Here is an 18,871-nt window from a genome sequence, read left to right as displayed (position 1 = left end):
AGGCCGTTACGGGCGGGTCCCGATCGTGGTGAGGACCCGCCGCCTCGCCGGCGGGGCGGAAGGGCCGCCGAGGTCGCGCATCGGGTGGTCACGGGCGTCGCAGGGCGGACATACTGGTGGTAAGCGGATCGACAAGCACGGACAAGGTCCTGAAGATCCTCGGTAATGCCCAGGAATTGACCCAAAGGGTTGCGGTGTTACGGATGACGTAAACGGTCGGCGCGTCGTTTGTTCTTCCGAAATGGCCGACCTATGCTTCCCGCACTGCTCATCTGGCGATCGGCGAGGAGGCCTTCATGGCCGGTATGACGCGTGCGGCGAAGACCGCCAGCGAAACCAACGGCGAGACCGACTGGACCGGAGGGGAACTGTCCGAGGTCCGCCGGCGCCTCCAAGGCGAGATCGAGGAGTTGAACGCCGAGGTCGCGCGCTCGGAGTCGCAGATCGCCTCGGGCGACATCAGCGACAGCGCCGGTGACGACCAGGCCGACGCGGGAGCCAAGACGTATGAGCGGGAACGCGAGATCGCCCTTACCCTGAATGCGCGAGACCTGGTCGCGCAGAACGAGCGGGCGGTCGCCCGCATCGACGCAGGAACATACGGAGTGTGCGAATCGTGCCACAAGCCGATCGGCAAGGAACGCCTTCAGGCGTTCCCGAGGGCGACGCTGTGCGTGTCGTGCAAGCAGCGGGAGGAGCGTCGCTGAACGCATCGCCGGACACCACCGACGGCCCCGCCGAACGACGGGGACCGCTCCGCGCAAAGCGGATCGGCGCCCTCGCGGTGGTGGCGGTGGCCATCTACGTGCTCGACCTCGTCAGCAAGATCCTCGTGGTGAGGTTCCTGGAGGGCGGGGAGCCGGTCCGCGTGATCGGCGACCTGCTCCGGCTCCGGGTGATCCGCAACTCCGGAGCCGCGTTCAGCATCGGGACCGGCATGACGATCATCTTCACGGTGATCGCGGCCGGCGTGGTGATCGCGATCCTGCGCACGGCGCGCCAGCTCCGCAGCGTGCCGTGGGCGATCACCCTCGGCCTGCTGCTGGGCGGCGCGCTCGGCAACCTGACCGACCGCGTCTTCCGCTCTCCGGCGCCGTTCCAGGGGCACGTGGTCGACTGGGTCGAGGTCTTCCCGGTCACCCGTTTCCCGGTCTTCAACGTCGCCGATTCGGCGATCGTCTGCGGCGGGATCCTCGCGGTCTTCCTCGCCTGGCGGGGTTACCAGATCGACGGGTCGCGCGCCGGCGACGAGCACACCGGGCCGCAAGGCGAGCAGGGCGAGCAGGGAGATGAACGGAATGGCTGACCTGCGTAGTCTGCCGGTGCCCGACGGCCTGGAGGGCGAACGGCTGGACGCGGCGCTGGCCCGGCTGTTCGGATTCTCACGTACGCGCGCCGCCGAGCTGATCTCCGCGGGCGACGTCCAGGTCGACGGGGCGCCCGGCGTCAAGTCCGACCGCGTGCACGCCGGCGCGTGGCTGGAGGTCGTGATCCCCCCGCCGCCCACCATGCCCACGGCGGTGGCCGAGCCCGTCCCGGGCATGCGCATCCTGTACGAGGACGACGACATCATCGTGGTCAACAAGCCGATCGGAGTCGCGGCGCATCCGACCGTCGGGTGGACAGGACCGACCGTCCTCGGCGGCCTGCTCGGCGCCGGGCACCGGGTGGCCACCAGCGGCGCGGCCGAGCGCCAGGGCATCGTCCACCGGCTCGACGCCAACACCACCGGGGCGATGGTGGTCGCCAAGAGCGAGGTGGCCTACTCCCGGCTCAAGCGCGCCTTCAAGGAGCGCACGGTCGAGAAGCACTACCACGCGCTGGTCCAGGGCCATCCCGACCCGTCGCGCGGCACCATCGACGCCCCCATCGACCGCCATCCGTCAGGTGACGGCAGGTGGGCGGTGGTCGCGGGCGGCAAGGCTTCGATCACTCATTACGACACGATCGAGGCGTTCCGCGCGGCGTCCCTGCTCGACATCAAGCTGGAGACGGGCCGCACCCACCAGATCCGGGTGCACATGGCGGCGACCCGGCACCCCTGCGTGGGAGACCTCACCTACGGTGCCGATCCCACGCTGGCGGCCCGGCTGGGCGTGACCCGCCAGTGGCTGCACGCGGTCTCGCTGGGGTTCGATCATCCGGTGAGCGGCGAGTGGGTGACGTTCACGAGCGACTACCCCGAGGAGCTCGCCCGGGCCCTGGACGCCGTACGCGCCGAGTCCTGACCGCCGGGTTCGCGGCACCGTACGCGCCGGGTCCTGGCCGCCGGTTTTGGCCGCCGTACGCGCCGAGTCCTGACCGCCAGGTTCGCGGCACCGTACGCGCCGGGTCCTGGCCCCGGTTCGCGGGTGCGCTAGCGCTTCGGGCCCGCGACCGGCATGCCGCCGTCGATGATCGCCCGTCCGTCGTTCACCCCGATGTTACTGAAGTCGCTCTGGTCCTCGCCCTCGTCGCCCTGCCCGCCTGAACCGCCGTCGGGCTTGTCGCCGCCCTCACCGGGTGGCACGACGTTGTCGTCCCCGGTGTCGTTCCGCGTCTTCGTGGGCTTCGGGGTGGGCTTGGAGCTCGGCTTGGAGCTGGGCTTGTCGTTCTTGTCGTCCGCGTCCTGCCGGGGCCCGCTCTCGTCCTTGGTCGGAGTGGGCACCGGCGCCGACGAGGAGGGCGCCCGGGAGGCGGGGTCCTGGTTCCGCCCGTCCTGGGGGCTCCGCCGCGTGACCGGCTCGGCTGAGGGGGTGACCGAGACGGTCACGCGGACGGTCGGGGAGGTCGCCGGAGTCTGCCCGACGCCCGCCGACCGCGCCGTCATCCACGCCAGGCCTCCGGCCACCAACCCCACGGCGACGACCAGGGCGGTCAGGCCCGCAAGGGCGATGCCGCGCCCCGCGGCGCCGGGCCGCGCCTGCGGGGGCATGGCGTCGGGAGGCGTGAGGGCGGGAACCGGCGTGGGCTCGTGGGCGGGCGCGGGGATCTGGGTCGGCGAGGTGACGGGCATCACCGGCGCCGTCGGCTCGGGCTGGATGCCCGCCGCCACCATGCGCAGGTAGTGCTCCGCCTCCGTGGCGGTCAGCCTCTCGGCCGGGTCCTTGCGGAGCAGGCCCATGAGGATGGGACCCAGTGGTCCCGCGAGGCGCAGGGGCGCCGGCGGATCGTGCATCACCGCGCCGAGCGTCGCGAGCGGGTTGCCGCGCTGGAACGGCGAGCGTCCCTCCACGGCGACGTACAGCGTGACCCCGAGCGACCACAGGTCGGAGGCGCGCGTCGCCTGCCCGCCCGCCGCCCGTTCGGGCGCGATGAACGCGGGGGTGCCGATGAGCGTGCCCGTGCGGGTGACGGGGGAGTCGTCGTCGAGCGTCGCGATGCCGAAGTCGGTGAGCACGGCGCGGCCGCTCTCATGGGCGAGCAGGACGTTGTCGGGCTTGACGTCCCGGTGCAGGACGCCGGCCTGGTGGGCCGCGCAGAGCGCGGACAGCACCTGCAGGCCGATCTCGGCGGCACGGGCGGGCGGAAGCGGTCCATGGTCACGGACGACGGCGCCGAGCGTGTCGGAAGGCACGAGCTGTAGCACGATCCACGGGTGCCCGTTCTCCTCGAACACGTCGTAGACGGTGGCCACGCCGGGGTGGCTCACCCGCCCCGCCGCGCGGGCCTCCCTGAAAGTACGTAACGAGAAGATCTCGCGCTCTGGTCCGGTGAGCTCCGGAGGCGCGATGAGTTCCTTGACGGCGATCTCGCGACCGAGGATCTCGTCATAGGCGCGCCAGACGGTGCCCATTCCACCACGGCCGATTGGTTCTAGCAGACGGTAGCGGTCTGCCACGACTCGGTCTGTGACCTGGGAGGAATCCGGCATGTGTGGCGAGCTACCCCAGATTTGTGGTCACATGCCTCGATATTCAGGACAGACGGAAACTGCGGGCAAACCTATCGAAATAGGTACTATTCTCGTCCCACTCGGCTTCCGTCGTGTGCAGGTACATCGCGAACTGCCGTCCGTCCGCGGTGGTGAAGGCACGATCGAGGACGTGCGCCCGGCCGGACCGCATCTCCCAGGTGAACTCCCAATCGGCCGCGCGCCGTCCCGCGAAGGTCAGGGACCTCAGCGCCAGCAGCCGGTAGCCGGGGAGCTTCTCGGTGTCCAGGGACTGCCTCTCGACCATGCGCAGGGCGGCCAGCGGATCGCCGTCGCCCCAGGGAGTCGTGTCGATCAACAGGTAGCTCGGCGAGCCGGGAAGCCGGAACCTCACGCGGGTCTTCTCGCGGCCGAACTCCTTCCACCCGGCCGGCAGGGACAGGCTGAAGCCCAGGCGATCGACGTGAGTGCGCCAGCCGTTCGGGAGGGCCGGACGGCGGGGCCCGGGTGTGCGGATCGGCGTGGCCGGCGGCGAAGAGACGGGCACGGCCGCCGACGGGGTCGCCGTGGGGGCGGAGGTGACCGAAATCGAGGGCATGGCCACCGCGGCGCCCGCGTACTGGCGGTAGCCGTACCACGCGGCCACGCCGGCCGCGACGAGCAGCACGGGCAGGACGGCGAGCAGCACGAGGCGGGCGGGCGAGCGGCGCCGCCCGGGCGCCTGCCCCCCGGAGGACGCCACCCGGCGCAGCGCCTCGGCCGCCGCGGCGGCGGGCATCCGCCGGCCGGGCTCCTTGCGCAGCAGCCCTTCGAGCACGGGGCCAAGCGGCCCGGCCAGCCGGGTGGGCTCAGGCTGCTCGTTGAGCACGGCCGCCATCGTGGGCACGGGAGCACCCCGGTCGAAGGGCGCCCTGCCCTCCACGGCGGCGTACAGGGTCGCCCCGAGGGACCACAGATCCGACTCCGGCACGGCGGGGCGGCCCTGCAGCCGCTCGGGCGGGATGAACGCCGGGGTGCCCGACAGGTTGCCGGTCGTGGTGAGAGCCGTCTCCTCAGGCATCGTGGCGATGCCGAAGTCGGTCAGCACGACCCGGCCCGCGTCGGTGAGCAGGACGTTCTCGGGTTTCACGTCACGGTGGAGCACCCCGGCGGCGTGCGCGGCGCGCAGCGCGTCGAGGACCTGCGCGCCGATCTCGGCCACCGTGGGGGGATCCAGGGGACCGTCGGCGCGGAGCACCTGGCCCAGCGACCGGGACCGCACGAGCTGCATGACGATCCAGGGCCGGCCGTCCTCCTCGATGACGTCGTGGACTACCACCACCGAGGGATGGTCGAGACGCCCGGCGGCCCGTGCCTCACGGATGGTGCGGCGGTTGAAGGAGACGCGGTCCTCCTCGCTCATCGCGCGGTGGAGGACCTCTTTGACGGCGACGGGACGGTCGAGGAGCTCGTCGTGGGCCAGCCAGACCACGCCCATGCCGCCGCGGCCGATCGTCTCCACCAGACGGTATCTGCCGGCGACCCGGCGCTGTGGCTCGGCGACCTTCAAGCCAGCCCCTCCTTTCCGTTCCCGCATCGTCCCATAGCGGGGCTCGGGCCGGAGCGTGACCGCTACTTGGCGGGCTTGAAGGTCTCGGCGAAGGTCTCGAAGAGCTTCTTCTTGTTCTTCCAGTCCTTGTCCTGGGTCTTGAAGAGCAGCGCGTAGCCGTGGTTCTTGCCGGTGACGAAGCCGCGGTCGATCACCCGCGACCGGAAGCCGCTGTCGCCGAAGGTGAACTCCCAGTCGGCCGCGGTCTTCCAGTACCCCTTGACCTTCCTGATGGCGATCAGCTTGTAGCCGGGGAAGTTCCCGCTCATGCCAGGCACGTCGCGCCGCCAGACCTTCAACGCGTCCGACTCTGGTCTGGAGGTGTGGTGGACCTCCAGGTAGGAATGCGCGTCCCCGCGGAAGCGCACCTCGCCGTTGCCTCTGCCGTCCACGCGCCAGCCCTTGGGGAGCGCGATGGAGAACCCGCTCGGGTGCTTGTACCTGTGCCACCCGTCGGGGACGCCCGCCGGGCTGGATTTGGTCGGCTTGGGAGTGGACGACGGCTTCGGCGTCTCGCTCGGCGAGGCGGAAGGCGAGGGGGGAGCGGAGGACGGCGCGGAGGACGACGGGGCCGTGGCCGGCTCGGAGGCCTGCCGCGAGGACTTCGCGGCGCCGTCCGTTGGAGTGCCGGTGGCGTCGCGCAAGCCGAGCCACAGGGCGACACCGGCCACCACCAGGACCACGGGAACGGCGAACAGCAGAATGCGCCTCAGCGGCAGCGGCCGCTCCGGGGGCGTGCCGTCCCCGTACCCGTCCGGCGACATCGGGACAGAGTGCTCGACCGAGGTCGGGGCGTGGCCGTCCGAGGTCATCTCGGGGCCCGCCGCCATGGCCGAGGCGGTCGAGACGAGGGCGGGGTCCGCGGACGAGAGCTGATCGGAGGTCTGGGGAGCGTCCGGCCCCGCGTAGGGCCGCCTCCGGGTGTCCGGCCGCGTCTCCACCTTGGCGACCCTGGCCGGCCGCGGAACCTGCGTCGGCCGCTGGGCCACCGCCTCTCCGTCTGGCATGTCAGGCGCGGCGGAGCCGTCCGGTGGCACCGGACGGACCGGGGTAATGGGCTGGACGGGGGCTCCCGCCCGCGTCACCGGCTGAACAGGGGCCCCGGGCGCCGCGGCCTTGCCGTTCCCCTGATCCTCCGGCGGGGCACCGTCCTGCGGCTCGCCCTCCTGCTTGGACGCCCCCGCACGCTCGCCGTCGACGGAACCGGCCGCGTCGCCGGCCCGGTCCTGCCCGACGGGCTCGGGCCCGGCCTGTTCCCGCTCGGCGGGCTCGACGGGCTCGGCGGGCGCGCGTCCGGCCGGCCCGCCGGGCCGAGGTGACGGCCCGGCCGCCGCGGGCTCTTCTGCGGCCTCGGGCCTCTTGGCCTGCTTGGACGCCGGAGCCTGCTTCAGCGACTGGACCTGCTCCAGCGCCTCGGCCCGGTTGGGCGCGTCCGCGGGGGCAGGCGGTACGGCGGCGGCCGCGGGGGTTCCGGCCGCCGCGGCCTGCCGACGCTCCTCTGCACCCTGTTCGGGCGGCGCGCTCTGCCGGGACGGTTTGGGATTCTTGGCCGGCTTGCGCGGCGGGCTCGTGGCGGGCGCCGGAAGCGGGGTCGCCGGCATGGTGCGCTGGCTGGTGGCGGGAGCGGAGGAACGGTCCTCCGCGATGCTCCGCAGCATCCGCTCGGCCTGGTCGACGCTGAGGCGCTCCGCCGGGTTCTTCTCCAGCAGGCCCGACAGGACGGCGCCGAGTCGCCCGGCTCGGACGGCGGGCTCCGGCTGGTCGTTCAGCACGGCGTGCATGGTCGCCATGGCCATGCCCTTGTCGTGCGGCGGCCTGCCCTCGACGGCGGCGTACAACGTGGCGCCGAGCGACCACAGGTCCGACTCGCGCTGGGCGGACAGTCCCTTGAGCCTCTCGGGGGCGATGAACGCGGGGGTACCGACGAGCCCGGTGCGGGTCATCGTCGTGTCGGTCTCCATGCGGGCGATGCCGAAGTCGGTCAGCACGACCCGGCCGTCATCGGTGAGCAGCACGTTCTCCGGCTTGACGTCCCGGTGCAGCACCCCGGCCGCGTGGGCGGTGCGCAGCGCCTCCAGGATCTGGAGCCCGATCTCGGCCACCATGCGGACCGGCAGCGGCCCGTCGTCGCGCAGCACCTGGCCGAGCGACCGGGCGTCCACGAGCTGCATGACGATCCACGGCCGGCCGTTCTCCTCGATGACGTCGTGGACCACGACGACATTCGGATGGGTCAGCCTGCCGGCCGCCCGCGCCTCGCGCAGAGTGCGGCGGTTGAGCTCGGCGACCTCGTCGTCCTGAGGGTCGCCGGGATAGCGGACCTCCTTGACGGCCACCGCGCGATCGAGCAGCTCATCGTGGGCGCGCCAGACGATGCCCATGCCACCACGGCCGATCGGCTCCAGTAGCTGGTAGCGGTCGGCTACGCGGCGTCCCTTTTGCCGTCCACTTGGCCGTGCTTCCGACATCACCCGCCGCTACCCCCTTTCAGGCGAATGAATCGTCCCATAGCGGTGCGCGGGTGCAAACGCGGGTTTCGGTGAACCGTCCGGAATGTGAGATGCGGTGTCCACCAAATGGCGGCCACCTGCTAATCTCAGAGCTATGACTTGCTATTTCGTGTTTATTCGGCCGGTTCCGGAAGGACCGGTCGCCGTCACATGATCTAGCGACCATCCGGAGCCGGCAGAGGGCGGAGACGAAGGTGTCTCTGCCTTTTCGTCATTCCAGACCCCCGCCGGCTCGCGGGCGACGCGGCCGGCGCCCACAGAGGGAGCCGACATGTCATCGACCGGGAAGCCGGGAACGCGCACCGTACGGATCGGGAGCCTCACCGTGGGAGACGGCCCCGCGGTCGTCGTCGGAGGTGCCGGGATCGCCGGACCGGACGCGGACGCGTGGTGGATCAGCCTACGCGAGCCCGAGGCGGCCGGCGCGATCGCCGGGGCGAGGTCCGCGTGGGACGGGCCGTTGCTCGTGGAGCCGTCCTCGGCCGGCGACCTGCCCGCGATCGTCGCGCACGCCGACGGGTTGGTGGTGGGGACGGGGGACCTGCCGCTCGTACGGGCGGCGGCGCGCTCCAACCTCCCGATCGTCGTGCGGCGCGGCCCGCGGGCCTCCCTGGAGGAGTGGCTGGACGCCGCCGGCCACTGCGCGGCCGAGGGCAACGACGGCGTGGTGCTGTGCGAGGGCGGCGATACGGACGCGGCCGGCACGGCCGTGGATCTGGCCCTGCTCCGGGCCGCCCGGGTGCGGGCGGGGCGTCCGGTCCTCGCGGCCCTCGGCGCGGACGCGGGCCTCGCCGGAGCGGCGGTGGCCGCCGGCGCGGACGGCCTGTGGCTCGCCCCCGAGGCCGGCGCGGACGCCGTCGAGGCGGCGCGAGAGGCCGTCATCCTGGTGGGCGCCCTCGTCCGCGAGGAGCGTCCGGGGACGGTGGCCGCGGCGCGGGGGGCCATCGACCGGGTGGACGCGGCGCTCGCCGTCCTGCTGGAGCGCAGGGCCGCTCTGGCGGGCACCGTGCAGAGGCTCAAGCCCGTCGGCGGCTTCGCCGGAAGGGACATGGACCGCGAGCGCCGGCTGGTCGCCGCGATGGCCCGCCGCGCGCCGTGCCTCGGCGAGGTACGGCTGGCGCCGATCATGAACGCCGTCATCGAAAGCGGCCTCCACCTCGCCGAAGAACGCAGGGGCGATTCGCGGGAGAATGGCCGGGAGCCCTCGCCGGAGGGCGACCGGCGCGGCCGGATGGGAGTGCAGGCGCTCGCCGGGAGTGGCCAGGATCACGATTGAGACTGAGGGGCCCTGTGTGCCCCGAGAGGTCGCCGGCACGGCGTAGGCTCTCATCCGCCGCACCGGATCGAGGGGAGAGGGACGGCCCGCATGGCTGATTCGTTTGTGCATCTGCACGTCCACACCGAGTACTCCATGCTTGACGGTGCGGCGCGACTGAAGCAGATGTTCAAACAGGTCGGCGAGCTCGGCATGCCGGCCATCGCGATCACCGACCACGGCAACCTGCACGGCGCCTACGACTTCTACAAGCAGGCCAGGGGCGCCGGGGTCAAGCCGATCCTCGGCATCGAGGCCTACGTCGCCCCCGACTCCCGCCTGCACAAGAAGCCGGTCCTGTGGGGGGAGCCCCACCAGAAGAGCGACGACGTGTCGGCGGGTGGTTACTACACCCACATGACGATCTGGGCCAAGAACGCCACCGGCGTCTCGAACCTGATGCGGCTGAGCTCCCGGGCCTACACCGAGGGCTTCGTGCGCAAGTGGGCGCGCATGGACGCCGAGCTGCTCGCCGAGCACTCCGAGGGCCTGATGGCGACCACGGGGTGCCCCTCCGGCGAGGTGCAGACCCGGCTGCGGCTCGGGCAGTACGACCAGGCGGTCGCGGCCGCGGCGAAGTACCAGGAGATCTTCGGGAAGGACAACTACTTCCTGGAGGTCATGGACCACGGCCTGTCCATCGAGCGCCGGGTCCGCGACGGGCTCACCCGCATCAGCAAACAGCTCGCCATCCCCCCGGTGGTCACCAACGACTCCCACTACACCTACGAGTCCGACTCCGCGAGCCACGACGCCCTGCTGTGCATCCAGACCGGCAAGCAGCTGGCCGACCCCGACCGGTTCCGCTTCGACGGCAGCGGCTACTACATCAAGAACGCCGACGAGATGCGGGCGGTCGACACCTCCGAGCTGTGGGCCGAAGGCTGCCGCAACACCCTGCTGGTGGCCGAGAAGGTCGAGGCCGAGGACCTCTTCGGCTACAAGAACCTCATGCCGAGCTTCCCGGTGCCCGAGGGCGAGACCGAGGAGAGCTGGTTCCGCAAGGAGGTCTGGAGCGGCATGGATCGCCGCTTCCCCGACGGCTTCGACGACGAGCACCGGCGCCAGGTCGAGTTCGAGATCGACGTCATCCTGCAGATGGGCTTCCCGTCCTACTTCCTCGTGGTCGCCGACTTCATCATGTGGGCGAAGAACAACGGCATCCGGGTGGGACCCGGCCGTGGTTCGGCGGCCGGGTCGCTGGCCGCGTACGCGCTGGGCATCACCGACCTCGACCCGCTTCCGCACGGGCTCATCTTCGAGCGGTTCCTCAACCCCGAACGCGTCTCCATGCCCGACGTCGACATCGACTTCGACGAACGCCGGCGGTCCGACGTCATCCGGTATGTCACCGAAAAGTGGGGCGCCGACAAGGTCGCCATGATCGCCACCTTCGGCACGATCAAGGCGAAGGCCGCCATCAAGGACGCCGCACGCGTCCTCGGTTACCCCTACGCCCTCGGCGACAAGGTGTCCAAGGCCTTCCCGCCCGCCGTGATGGGCAAGGACATCCCGCTGTCGGGCATCTTCGACGACGAGCACCCCCGCTACAACGAGGCCGGGGAGCTGCGCAGGCTGTACGAAGAGGACGTCGACGTCAAGGCCACGATGGACCTCGCCAAGGGTCTGGAGGGCCTGATCCGGCAGACCGGCGTGCACGCCGCCGGCGTCATCATGTCCGCCGAGCCGCTGATCGACAACGTCCCGATCATGCGCCGCGACTCCGACGGCGCGATCATCACGCAGTTCGACTACCCGACCTGCGAGACGCTCGGCCTGCTCAAGATGGACTTCCTGGGCCTGCGCAACCTCACGATCATCGACGACTGCCTGAAGATGATCAAGCTCAACACCGGCGACGAGATCGACCTGCTGGCACTGCCGCTGGACGACCGCACGACGTACGAGCTGCTGAGCCGGGGCGACACGCTCGGCATCTTCCAGCTCGACGGTGGCGGCATGCGCACCCTGCTGCGGCTGATGAAGCCCGACAACTTCGAGGACATCTCGGCGGCGCTCGCGCTCTACCGCCCGGGCCCGATGGGCGCCAACTCCCACACCAACTACGCGCTGCGCAAGAACCGCATGCAGGAGATCACCCCGATCCACGAGGCTCTGGAGGAGCCGCTCAGGGAGATCCTCGACACGACCCATGGCCTGATCGTGTATCAGGAGCAGGTCATGGCCATCGCGCAGAAGGTCGCGAACTACTCCCTCGGCGCCGCCGACCTGCTGCGCCGGGCGATGGGCAAGAAGAAGAAGTCCGAGCTGGACAAGCAGTACGCCACCTTCGAGCAGGGCATGAAGGACAACGGCTATCCCGCCGCCGCCATCAAGGCGCTGTGGGACATCCTGCTGCCGTTCTCCGACTACGCCTTCAACAAGGCCCACACCGCCGGGTACGGCCTGGTCTCCTACTGGACCGCCTACCTCAAGGCGAACTTCCCCGCCGAGTACATGGCCGCCCTGCTGACCAGCGTCAAGGACGACAAGGACAAGAGCGCCCTCTACCTCAACGAGTGCCGCCGCATGGGCATCAAGGTGCTCCCGCCGGACGTCAACGACTCCGACGCCGACTTCACCCCGCGCGGCACCGACATCCGCTTCGGGCTGTCGGCGATCCGCAACGTCGGCGCCAACGTCGTCGAGGCGATCACCACCACCCGCAGGACCAAGTCCCGCTACACCGACTTCAAGGACTTCCTGCGCAAGGTTCCCGCGATCGCCTGCAACAAGCGGGTCATCGAGTCGCTGATCAAGGCCGGCGCGTTCGACTCCCTCGGCCACGTGCGCAAGGGCCTGGTCATGGTGCACGAGCAGGCCGTCGACGCGATCATCGACATCAAGAAGAACGAGGCCATCGGGCAGGACTCGCTGTTCGGCGCGATCGACGGCGCCGAGGACCAGACCTTCGACGTGCAGATCCCGCCGGGGGAGTGGGACAAGTCCACCCTGCTGGTCTTCGAGCGCGAGATGCTGGGCCTGTACGTCTCCGACCACCCGCTGTTCGGCGTCGAGCACATCCTGTCCGGGGGCGCCGACTGCTCGATCGCCGCGCTCCAGTCGGACGAGCGTCCCGACGGTCAGGTCATCACGGTGGGCGGCATCCTCACCGGGCTGCAGCGCAAGGTCACCAAGAAGGGCGACACCTGGGTGCTGACCACCCTGGAGGACCTCGAAGGCGCCATCGAGGTCATGATCTTCCCCTCCGCCTACCAGCTCTGCGCCACGGTGCTCGCCGAGGACGCGATCGTCTTCGTGAAGGGCCGGCTCGACAAGCGGGAGGACGTCGCCAAGATCGTGGCGATGGAGGTCACCGCGCCCGACCTCTCGATGGAGTCGGGCGGCCCGCTGGTGGTCAGCCTCGCGCTGACCCGCTGCACGCCCCCGGTGATCGGCCGCCTGAAAGAGGTGCTGAGCACCCACCGCGGCACCACCGAGGTGCACCTCCAGCTGCACAACGGCTCCAAGACCACCGTCATGCGCCTGGACGACCGGCTCAGGGTGACCCCCTCCCCGGCGTTGATGGGCGACCTCAAACAGCTCCTCGGCCCCGCCTGCGTCGGCGCCTGACCCCCCACCGCGCGCGACCTCCCGGCCGCGGTGTTCCACCAGGGTCATCGAGGTCCTTGGTGTGGGGGGTGGGGGACTCAGGCGGCGGGCGGCCGGTTGACGGCCAATGGCGGTGCCGTTCGACGCAGGTCTGTGGTGGGTCACCAGCCGTCCCTGTGCCGTACGGGCCGGTGGGGTGGCCAGGGGTCCTCGACCCAGCGTTCCATGCGGGGGCCGGGTTCCCAGCCCTCCCCGGTGCGGTGCCGGCGAGGCGGCGCCCATCGGTCTTCCCCCTCGGGCCAGAAGGGGTCCCAGCCGAAGTCGTCCACCGGCCGGTTCCAGTGGTGGCGCAGGCGGCGCTCCCGCCGGCCCTCCCTCGGCTCCCGGCCTTCCTCGCCCACCTCCAGCCGGGGGTCGACCATCTGGTCCTCGATCTTCAGCCCTGGCGTGGTACCACCCCCGAACCGCTGCATGTCGGGCGGCGTGAAGGAGGTCGCCGGAAGGTATCGCAAAGCCTCCTCCATGGACCGGACCCAGATCGGGCCGGGCAGCGAGGCCCCCTGGACGCTGCCGTAGTACCGCCCGCCGATCTCCACGTTCGTCAGCGGGTACTTGTAGGCGCCCCTGATGTCACCGAGGCTGACGGCCGCCGCCAGGTCGGGGGTGTACCCGGCGAACCAGGCAGAGGTGTACCCGTTGTTGGTGCCGGTCTTGCCCGCCGCCGCCCGGCCGATGCCCTGTCCCTTCATCGTCCCCCTGGTGAACACCCCCGACAGGATGTGGTTGACGGCGTCGGCGACCTCGGGCTCGATGGCGTCGGTGCAGCTCGGCGCGATCGCCGTACGCTGGCCGCGCCGCTCGGAGATCTCCAGGATGGCCAGCGGGCGGCAGTAGCGGCCGCGCGCCCCGAACGCCGCGAAGGCGCTCGCCACCGTGACCGGGTCCATCTCGTTGACCCCGAGGGTGAAGGTGGGCACCTCCTTGAGCGGCAGGCCGTCCGCCCGGGTGATGCCGAGCGATCGGGCCGTGCGCACCACGTCACACAGCCCGACATCTCGCTCCAGCATCATGTAGAAGATGTTGACCGACTGCCAGGTACCGGTGGACAGGCTGTGCGGGCCGCCCTTGCCCTCGCCGCTCGCGTTGTGGATGACGGTGCCGGGGGCGTTGACCTTCTTGCCCGAGCAGTCCCGGTACCCCGAGGAGGGGACGAAGCTGCCGGGCGTGTCGAAGCCCTGGTCGAACCGCCAGCCCTTCGTCAGCGCCGTGGCCAGCGTGAACGCCTTGAACGTCGACCCGGCCTGGAATCCCAGCCCGCCTCCATGGGCGGTGTCGGCGGCCAGGTTGTACGTGGTCCTCGGACCGTCGTTACGGTCGCCGGGGTTGACCCCGTACAGCTTGCTCGCGGCCAGGGCGCGGATGCGTCCGGTGCCCGGCTCGACCATGGCCTCGGCGGCCACCTCCTCGTCCTTGGGGTGGACGTGCGCGGCGATGGCGCGTTCGGCGGCGCGCTGGGCCGTGGGGTCGAGGGTGGTCCTGATCACCAGGCCGTCACGGTAGAGACGGCGTTCGCGCCCGGCGCGGGTCTGGCCGAAGACGCGGTTCGAGGTGATCTCCTTCTGCACGTAGAGGCAGAAGTACGGGTAGTCGCTCTCGGAGCAACCGCCCGGCTCGGGCCGCAGGTTCAGGGCCAGCGGTGCCGCCTTGGCGGCGTCGGCTCGCACCTGCGGCAGCATGCCGAGCTGGGCCATGCGATCGAGCACCAGGTCACGGCGTTCCCGCAGTCGCTTCTGGTGCTCGGGGCCGAGGGTCGGGTCGGTGTAGTAGGGCGTGCGCACCGCCCCCGCCAGGGCGGCGGCCTGGGCGGTGGTCAGCGCGGCGGCGGAGGTCCCGAAGAAGCGCTGCGCCGCGGCCTGGACCCCGAAGGCGCCGCCGCCGAAGTAGGCGATGTTCAGGTAGCGCACCAGGATCTGGTCCTTGGTGTACTTCTTCTCCAGGCCCATGGCGTACCGCAGCTCCTGCAGCTTCCTGCGGATGCTCGGCGCGCGGGCCAGGTCGCGCTCGCCCTCCGACCGGGCGTTCTGCAGCAGGATGTTCTTGACGAGTTGCTGCGTCAGCGACGACCCGCCCTGCCGGATGGTCCCGGCCTTGGTGTTGGTGATGATCGCGCGCAGGGTGCCCTTGAGGTCCAGCCCGGCGTGCTCGTAGAACCGGGCGTCCTCGATGGCGACCATCGCCTTCAGCATGATGGGCGCGATCTTGCTGATGTCCACGGACTGCCGGTTCTGCACGTAGAACTGGGCGAACTGCTTGCCGTCCTTGTCGAGCAGCCTGCTGCGCTCGGGCAGCGGGGCCTCCCGCAGCATGGTCGGCACCTCGAAGAAGTCGTGCGCTGCCGTGCGGGTGAGGATGCCCGCCCCGCCGACGGCCGGGAGCGCGACGGCCGCGACCAGGAGGCCGCCGACCACGCCGGCCCCGCCCAGCGCCGCGACGCTCACCAGCATCGGGCGCTCCCGGGGACGGCGCTGCGTGGACTGGCCGCCGGGTGTTCGGCGGCCGTCGGATCCCGAGGTCACGGGATAAAAGTGCGACCGCGAGAACGTCGGCAAACGCTCTTCGCGGAAATCTTTACGCTTCCCGGTTGATCTTCAACCCAAGTGAGGTGAACTGGTCGAAAACGCGGTGGTATCCGCGCTCGATGTGGTGGACGCCGCGCAGCGTCGAGGTGCCCTCGGCGACGGCCGCGGCGAGCACGCCCGAGAACCCGGCGCGGATGTCGGGCAGGGTGACGTCGGCGCCCCGGAGCTTGGACACACCCCTGACCACCGCGGAGTGCCGGGCGTTGGTGTCGTGGTAGCGGCACGCGGGCCCGCCCAGGCACACGTCGAAGATCTCGATCTCGCAGCCCATCTTCTGCAGGGCGGGCACGTAGACCAGACGGTTCTCGAAGACGGTCTCGTGCAGGACCGACATGCCCTCGGCCTGCGTGAACAGGACCATCAGCGGCGTCTGCCAGTCGGTCATGAAACCGGGGTGGGTGTCGGTCTGCACGGCGGCGGCGCGCAGGCCGTCGGGCGCGGAGGCCGTCAGCCAGTCGTCGGTGATGTCGAACTGGGCGCCCATGCGGGCGAGGGTGGTGATGGCGGTGACGAGCCGGTCCTGCGGGCAGCCGTGCACCCGGACCTCGCCTCCGGTGATGAGCCCGGCCACCAGGTAGGAGAACGCCTCGATGCGGTCGCCCGCGAGCCAGGTGGAGGCGCCGCGCAGCCGCTCGACGCCTTCGATGACGATGCGGCGGTCGGGGCTGAGCTCGATGCGCGCGCCCATGCGCTGCAGGAACAGCGCCAGCTCCACCACCTCGGGCTCGGTGGCCGCGCCCTTGATGACGGTCTTGCCCTCGGCGAGCACGGCCGACAGCAGGATCGTCTCGGTCGCGCCGACGCTGGGATAGGGCAGCTCGATGCGGGTGCCGCGCAGCCGGGTCGCCTTGGCGACGATGCCCGTGTCGCCCACCTCGATCTCGGCGCCCATCGCCCGCAGCGCCTCGACGTGGAAGTTCACGGGCCGCCTGCCGATGGGGTCGCCGCCGACGAGCGGGACGAACGCCTCACCGGCGAGGTGCAGCAGCGGGCCGAGCATCAGGATCGGAATGCGGTTGAGCCCGGTGAAGGCGTCCGGCACCCGCGGGCGGATCTCCGGCCCGCGCTCCAGGGTGATCTCGCCCTGGTTGATGTCGACCTCGATGCCGAGGGCTTCGAGCATCGCGGCGGTGATGCCGACCTCGCCCACCTCTGGGGCGTTGTGCAGCGTGCTCGGGCCGCTGCCCAGCATCGCGGCGACCATGTGCTTGGACACCGCGTTCTTGGAGCCGCGTACTTCGACGTCCCCCCGCAGAGGTCCGGACGACTCGATCAGCCATACCTCTTCACTCACGGGGGACAGCCTAACCGTGCGGCGGGCGTGGCCGAAGGCGCGGTGGGAGGGCTCGCTCGGTAACATATGCGGATCCGCACGCTGGTGCTGGGACGCGCGACAGGTGAGGTGATCGGGTGCGGCATCTGCGGGACATGGGGCTGACCATCGTCGTGCTGGCCCTCATGGGGGTCCTCGCGGGGTTCCTGTGGTCGGCGATCGCCCCCCGGACGCCGTACGTCATCACCAGGTCGGGCCCGGCGCTGACCGATCCGACCACCCAGTCGCTGATCGCGGCGGACGGCTGGTTCGCCGTCATCACCGGGGTGGCCGGGCTGGCGTGCGGCATCGGCGCCTACCTGATCTCCCGCAAGGGGCGGCCGATCGCCCTGCTCGCCGGGCTGGCGGGCGGCGGCCTGCTCGCCGGGTACCTCACGCTCCTGGTCGGCACCTCGTTCAACGGCTCGTCCGTCCAGGCGGCGGCCCCGGGCTCGGGCGGCATCGGCTCCACGGTCAACGTGCTCGGGCTCACGGCGTACGGAGTGCTGCTGAGCTGGGCCGTGGTGGCGGTCGCGGTCTTCGGGATCCTCGAATCGGTCGACGGCTACCGCGAGTCGCCGCTGCGCAAGCCCTACGCAGGCGAGTCCCGCGACGCCGGCTTCTAGCCGCCGAGCGCGGGGCGCCTGGCCCCGTGGCCGGTCGCCCGTTCGAAGGCGTGGGCGACCTTGAGCACCGTGAGGTCGGCCCACGGCCGTCCCACGATCTGCACGCCGACGGGCAGGCCGCCCGGGGTGAACCCGCATGGGACCGACGCCGCGGGGGCGTGCAGCATGGTGATCCAGTACGCCGAGCGCATCCACGCCAGGTAGTCGGGCATCGGCGTGCCGGCGACCTCGGTGACGTAGGGCCGGCCGATGGGGAAGGGCGGCACCTGGCTGACCGGGGCGATCAGGATGTCGAAGGTGTCGAAGAAGGCGTTCATGCGCTGGAACAGCCCGCTGCGCAGGCGCTCGGCCCGGGCGAGGTCCGCTCCGGTCACCGCGCGCCCCTGCTCGACGTTCCAGGCGACGTTCGGGCCGAGCCGGTCGGCCGGCAGGTCGCCGAAGGCGTTCGCGTAGTGCCAGGCCCGGTAGGTGCGGAAGGCGTCCTCGGCATCGGAGAGGTCGAGCCGGACCTGCTCCACCTTGGCGCCGAGGCCGGACAGCACCTCCGGCGCCCGCGCCGTCACGGCGGCCGTCTCCGGGTCCACGGGCAGCCCGCCGAGGTTGGGGCTCCAGGCCACTCGCAGAGCCGCGACGTCGCATTCGAGCGACCCGGCGAAGCCGGAGCCGTCCTCGCGGATCGCGAACGGGGAGGTGGGGGCGAACCCGGATATGACGCTCATCATCAGGGCGGCGTCGCCCACGGTCCTCGCCATCGGGCCGGAGACGCTGAGGCTGAACCAGGCCGCGATCTCGGAGGCGTCCGGCACCCGGCCCGGGGTCGGCCGCAGCCCCACCACGTTGCAGAAGGAGGCGGGGTTGCGCAGTGATCCGCCCATGTCCGAGCCGTCGGCCAGCGGCACCATGCCCGAGGCCAGCGCGGCGGCGGCCCCGCCGCTGCTGCCCCCCGCGCTCCGGGTGAGGTCGTAGGGATTGCGGGTCGGGCCGAACACCTCGTTGACGGTGTGCGAGCCGGTGCCGAACTCCGGCGTGTTGGTCTTGCCCACCGTGATCGCCCCGGCCGCGCGGGCGCGCCGGACCACCAGGGCGTCGGTGTCGGGCACGTGGCCGGCGTAGATCGGCGAGCCGTACGTCGTGCGGATGCCGGCGGTGTCCGTCAGGTCCTTGTAGGCGATGGGCAGGCCGTGCAGCGGGCCCCGCCAGTGGCCGCGGGCGAGGTCGTCGTCCAGCACGCGCGCCTCCGCGAGCGCCTGGTCGGCGACCAGCGTGACCACCGCGTTGACCTGGCCGTTGACCTCGTCGATCCGCCGCAGATGCGCCTCGGTCAGCTCCACCGCGCTGATCTGCCGGGCGCGCAGGAGGCCGAGCATCTCGGTGGCGGACAGATAGAACAACTCGGTCACTCTTGCTCCTTCGGGCACGCGGGCCGGTCCCCGGCCGGTTCCTCCGGGCCGGGTCTTCTGGCAGGTGGTGCCAGTC

General features: G+C 71.3%; 12 protein-coding genes. 6 read left to right on the top strand and 6 right to left on the bottom strand.

Features of this window, described 5'->3' with window-relative positions:
* Positions 1-305: 305 nt before the first annotated feature.
* Genes ABD810_RS14445 through ABD810_RS14435 form a run of 3 tightly spaced genes read left to right on the top strand, consistent with a single transcriptional unit; the run spans position 306 to position 2,228 of the window.
* Positions 306-707, top strand: coding sequence for a TraR/DksA family transcriptional regulator (locus tag ABD810_RS14445; RefSeq protein ID WP_425566899.1), 402 nt, complete (start codon positions 306-308; stop codon positions 705-707).
* Positions 671-1,306, top strand: coding sequence for a signal peptidase II (gene lspA, locus ABD810_RS14440; protein ID WP_344938974.1), 636 nt, complete (start codon positions 671-673; stop codon positions 1,304-1,306). Before ABD810_RS14445 ends, lspA begins: the two co-directional genes overlap by 37 nt.
* Positions 1,299-2,228 carry an RluA family pseudouridine synthase gene (locus tag ABD810_RS14435; protein WP_344938972.1) on the top strand — a complete coding sequence of 310 codons (930 nt, stop codon included), beginning with the start codon at positions 1,299-1,301 and terminating at the stop codon, positions 2,226-2,228. The genes lspA and ABD810_RS14435 overlap by 8 nt, the downstream gene beginning before the upstream one ends.
* A 128-nt stretch (positions 2,229-2,356) precedes the next feature.
* Here the strand turns inward: ABD810_RS14435 and ABD810_RS14430 are convergent, their stop codons facing one another.
* From ABD810_RS14430 to ABD810_RS14420, 3 genes are all read right to left on the bottom strand, one after another.
* A complete protein-coding gene (locus tag ABD810_RS14430; protein ID WP_344938970.1) occupies positions 2,357-3,853 on the bottom strand; it encodes a protein kinase domain-containing protein in 1,497 nt (498 codons plus the stop codon).
* Positions 3,854-3,896: 43 nt separating this feature from the next.
* Positions 3,897-5,402: a protein kinase domain-containing protein gene (locus ABD810_RS14425; protein ID WP_344938967.1), complete on the bottom strand. Its 1,506-nt coding sequence runs from the start codon at positions 5,400-5,402 to the stop codon at positions 3,897-3,899.
* Positions 5,403-5,464: 62 nt separating this feature from the next.
* Entirely contained in the window at positions 5,465-7,909 is a 2,445-nt protein-coding gene (locus ABD810_RS14420) for a serine/threonine-protein kinase (RefSeq protein WP_344938964.1), read from the bottom strand.
* A gap of 925 nt (positions 7,910-8,834) precedes the next feature.
* Between ABD810_RS14420 and ABD810_RS14415 the strand changes: the two genes are divergently transcribed.
* Together ABD810_RS14415 and dnaE are read left to right on the top strand one after the other, a co-directional pair.
* Positions 8,835-9,227 (top strand): chorismate mutase, encoded by a 393-nt coding sequence (locus ABD810_RS14415; RefSeq protein WP_344939072.1) that lies wholly within the window; start codon positions 8,835-8,837, stop codon positions 9,225-9,227.
* A gap of 90 nt (positions 9,228-9,317) precedes the next feature.
* Positions 9,318-12,839 (top strand): DNA polymerase III subunit alpha, encoded by a 3,522-nt coding sequence (gene dnaE / locus ABD810_RS14410; protein ID WP_344938962.1) that lies wholly within the window; start codon positions 9,318-9,320, stop codon positions 12,837-12,839.
* Positions 12,840-12,979: 140 nt separating this feature from the next.
* Here the strand turns inward: dnaE and ABD810_RS14405 are convergent, their stop codons facing one another.
* Together ABD810_RS14405 and murA are read right to left on the bottom strand one after the other, a co-directional pair.
* On the bottom strand, positions 12,980-15,322 hold the full coding sequence (locus ABD810_RS14405) for a transglycosylase domain-containing protein (protein WP_344938959.1): 2,343 nt from the start codon (positions 15,320-15,322) through the stop codon (positions 12,980-12,982).
* Positions 15,323-15,446: 124 nt separating this feature from the next.
* A complete protein-coding gene (gene murA / locus ABD810_RS14400) occupies positions 15,447-16,751 on the bottom strand; it encodes a UDP-N-acetylglucosamine 1-carboxyvinyltransferase (protein ID WP_344938956.1) in 1,305 nt (434 codons plus the stop codon).
* Between the two features lie 116 nt (positions 16,752-16,867).
* Between murA and ABD810_RS14395 the strand changes: the two genes are divergently transcribed.
* Positions 16,868-17,395 (top strand): hypothetical protein, encoded by a 528-nt coding sequence (locus tag ABD810_RS14395; protein ID WP_344938953.1) that lies wholly within the window; start codon positions 16,868-16,870, stop codon positions 17,393-17,395.
* On the opposite strand, the gene ABD810_RS14390 is transcribed toward ABD810_RS14395, so the two are convergent.
* Positions 17,392-18,795 (bottom strand): amidase, encoded by a 1,404-nt coding sequence (locus ABD810_RS14390; protein ID WP_344938950.1) that lies wholly within the window; start codon positions 18,793-18,795, stop codon positions 17,392-17,394. The genes ABD810_RS14395 and ABD810_RS14390 overlap by 4 nt on opposite strands.
* Positions 18,796-18,871: the final 76 nt, after the last annotated feature.

Origin of the sequence: Sphaerisporangium flaviroseum (assembly GCF_039537005.1) — a bacterium.
In the GTDB taxonomy this organism is placed as follows: Bacteria; Actinomycetota; Actinomycetes; order Streptosporangiales; family Streptosporangiaceae; genus Sphaerisporangium; species Sphaerisporangium flaviroseum.
Note: the sequence above shows the minus strand (reverse complement) of the source record. Positions and strands in the feature narration are given on the sequence as shown.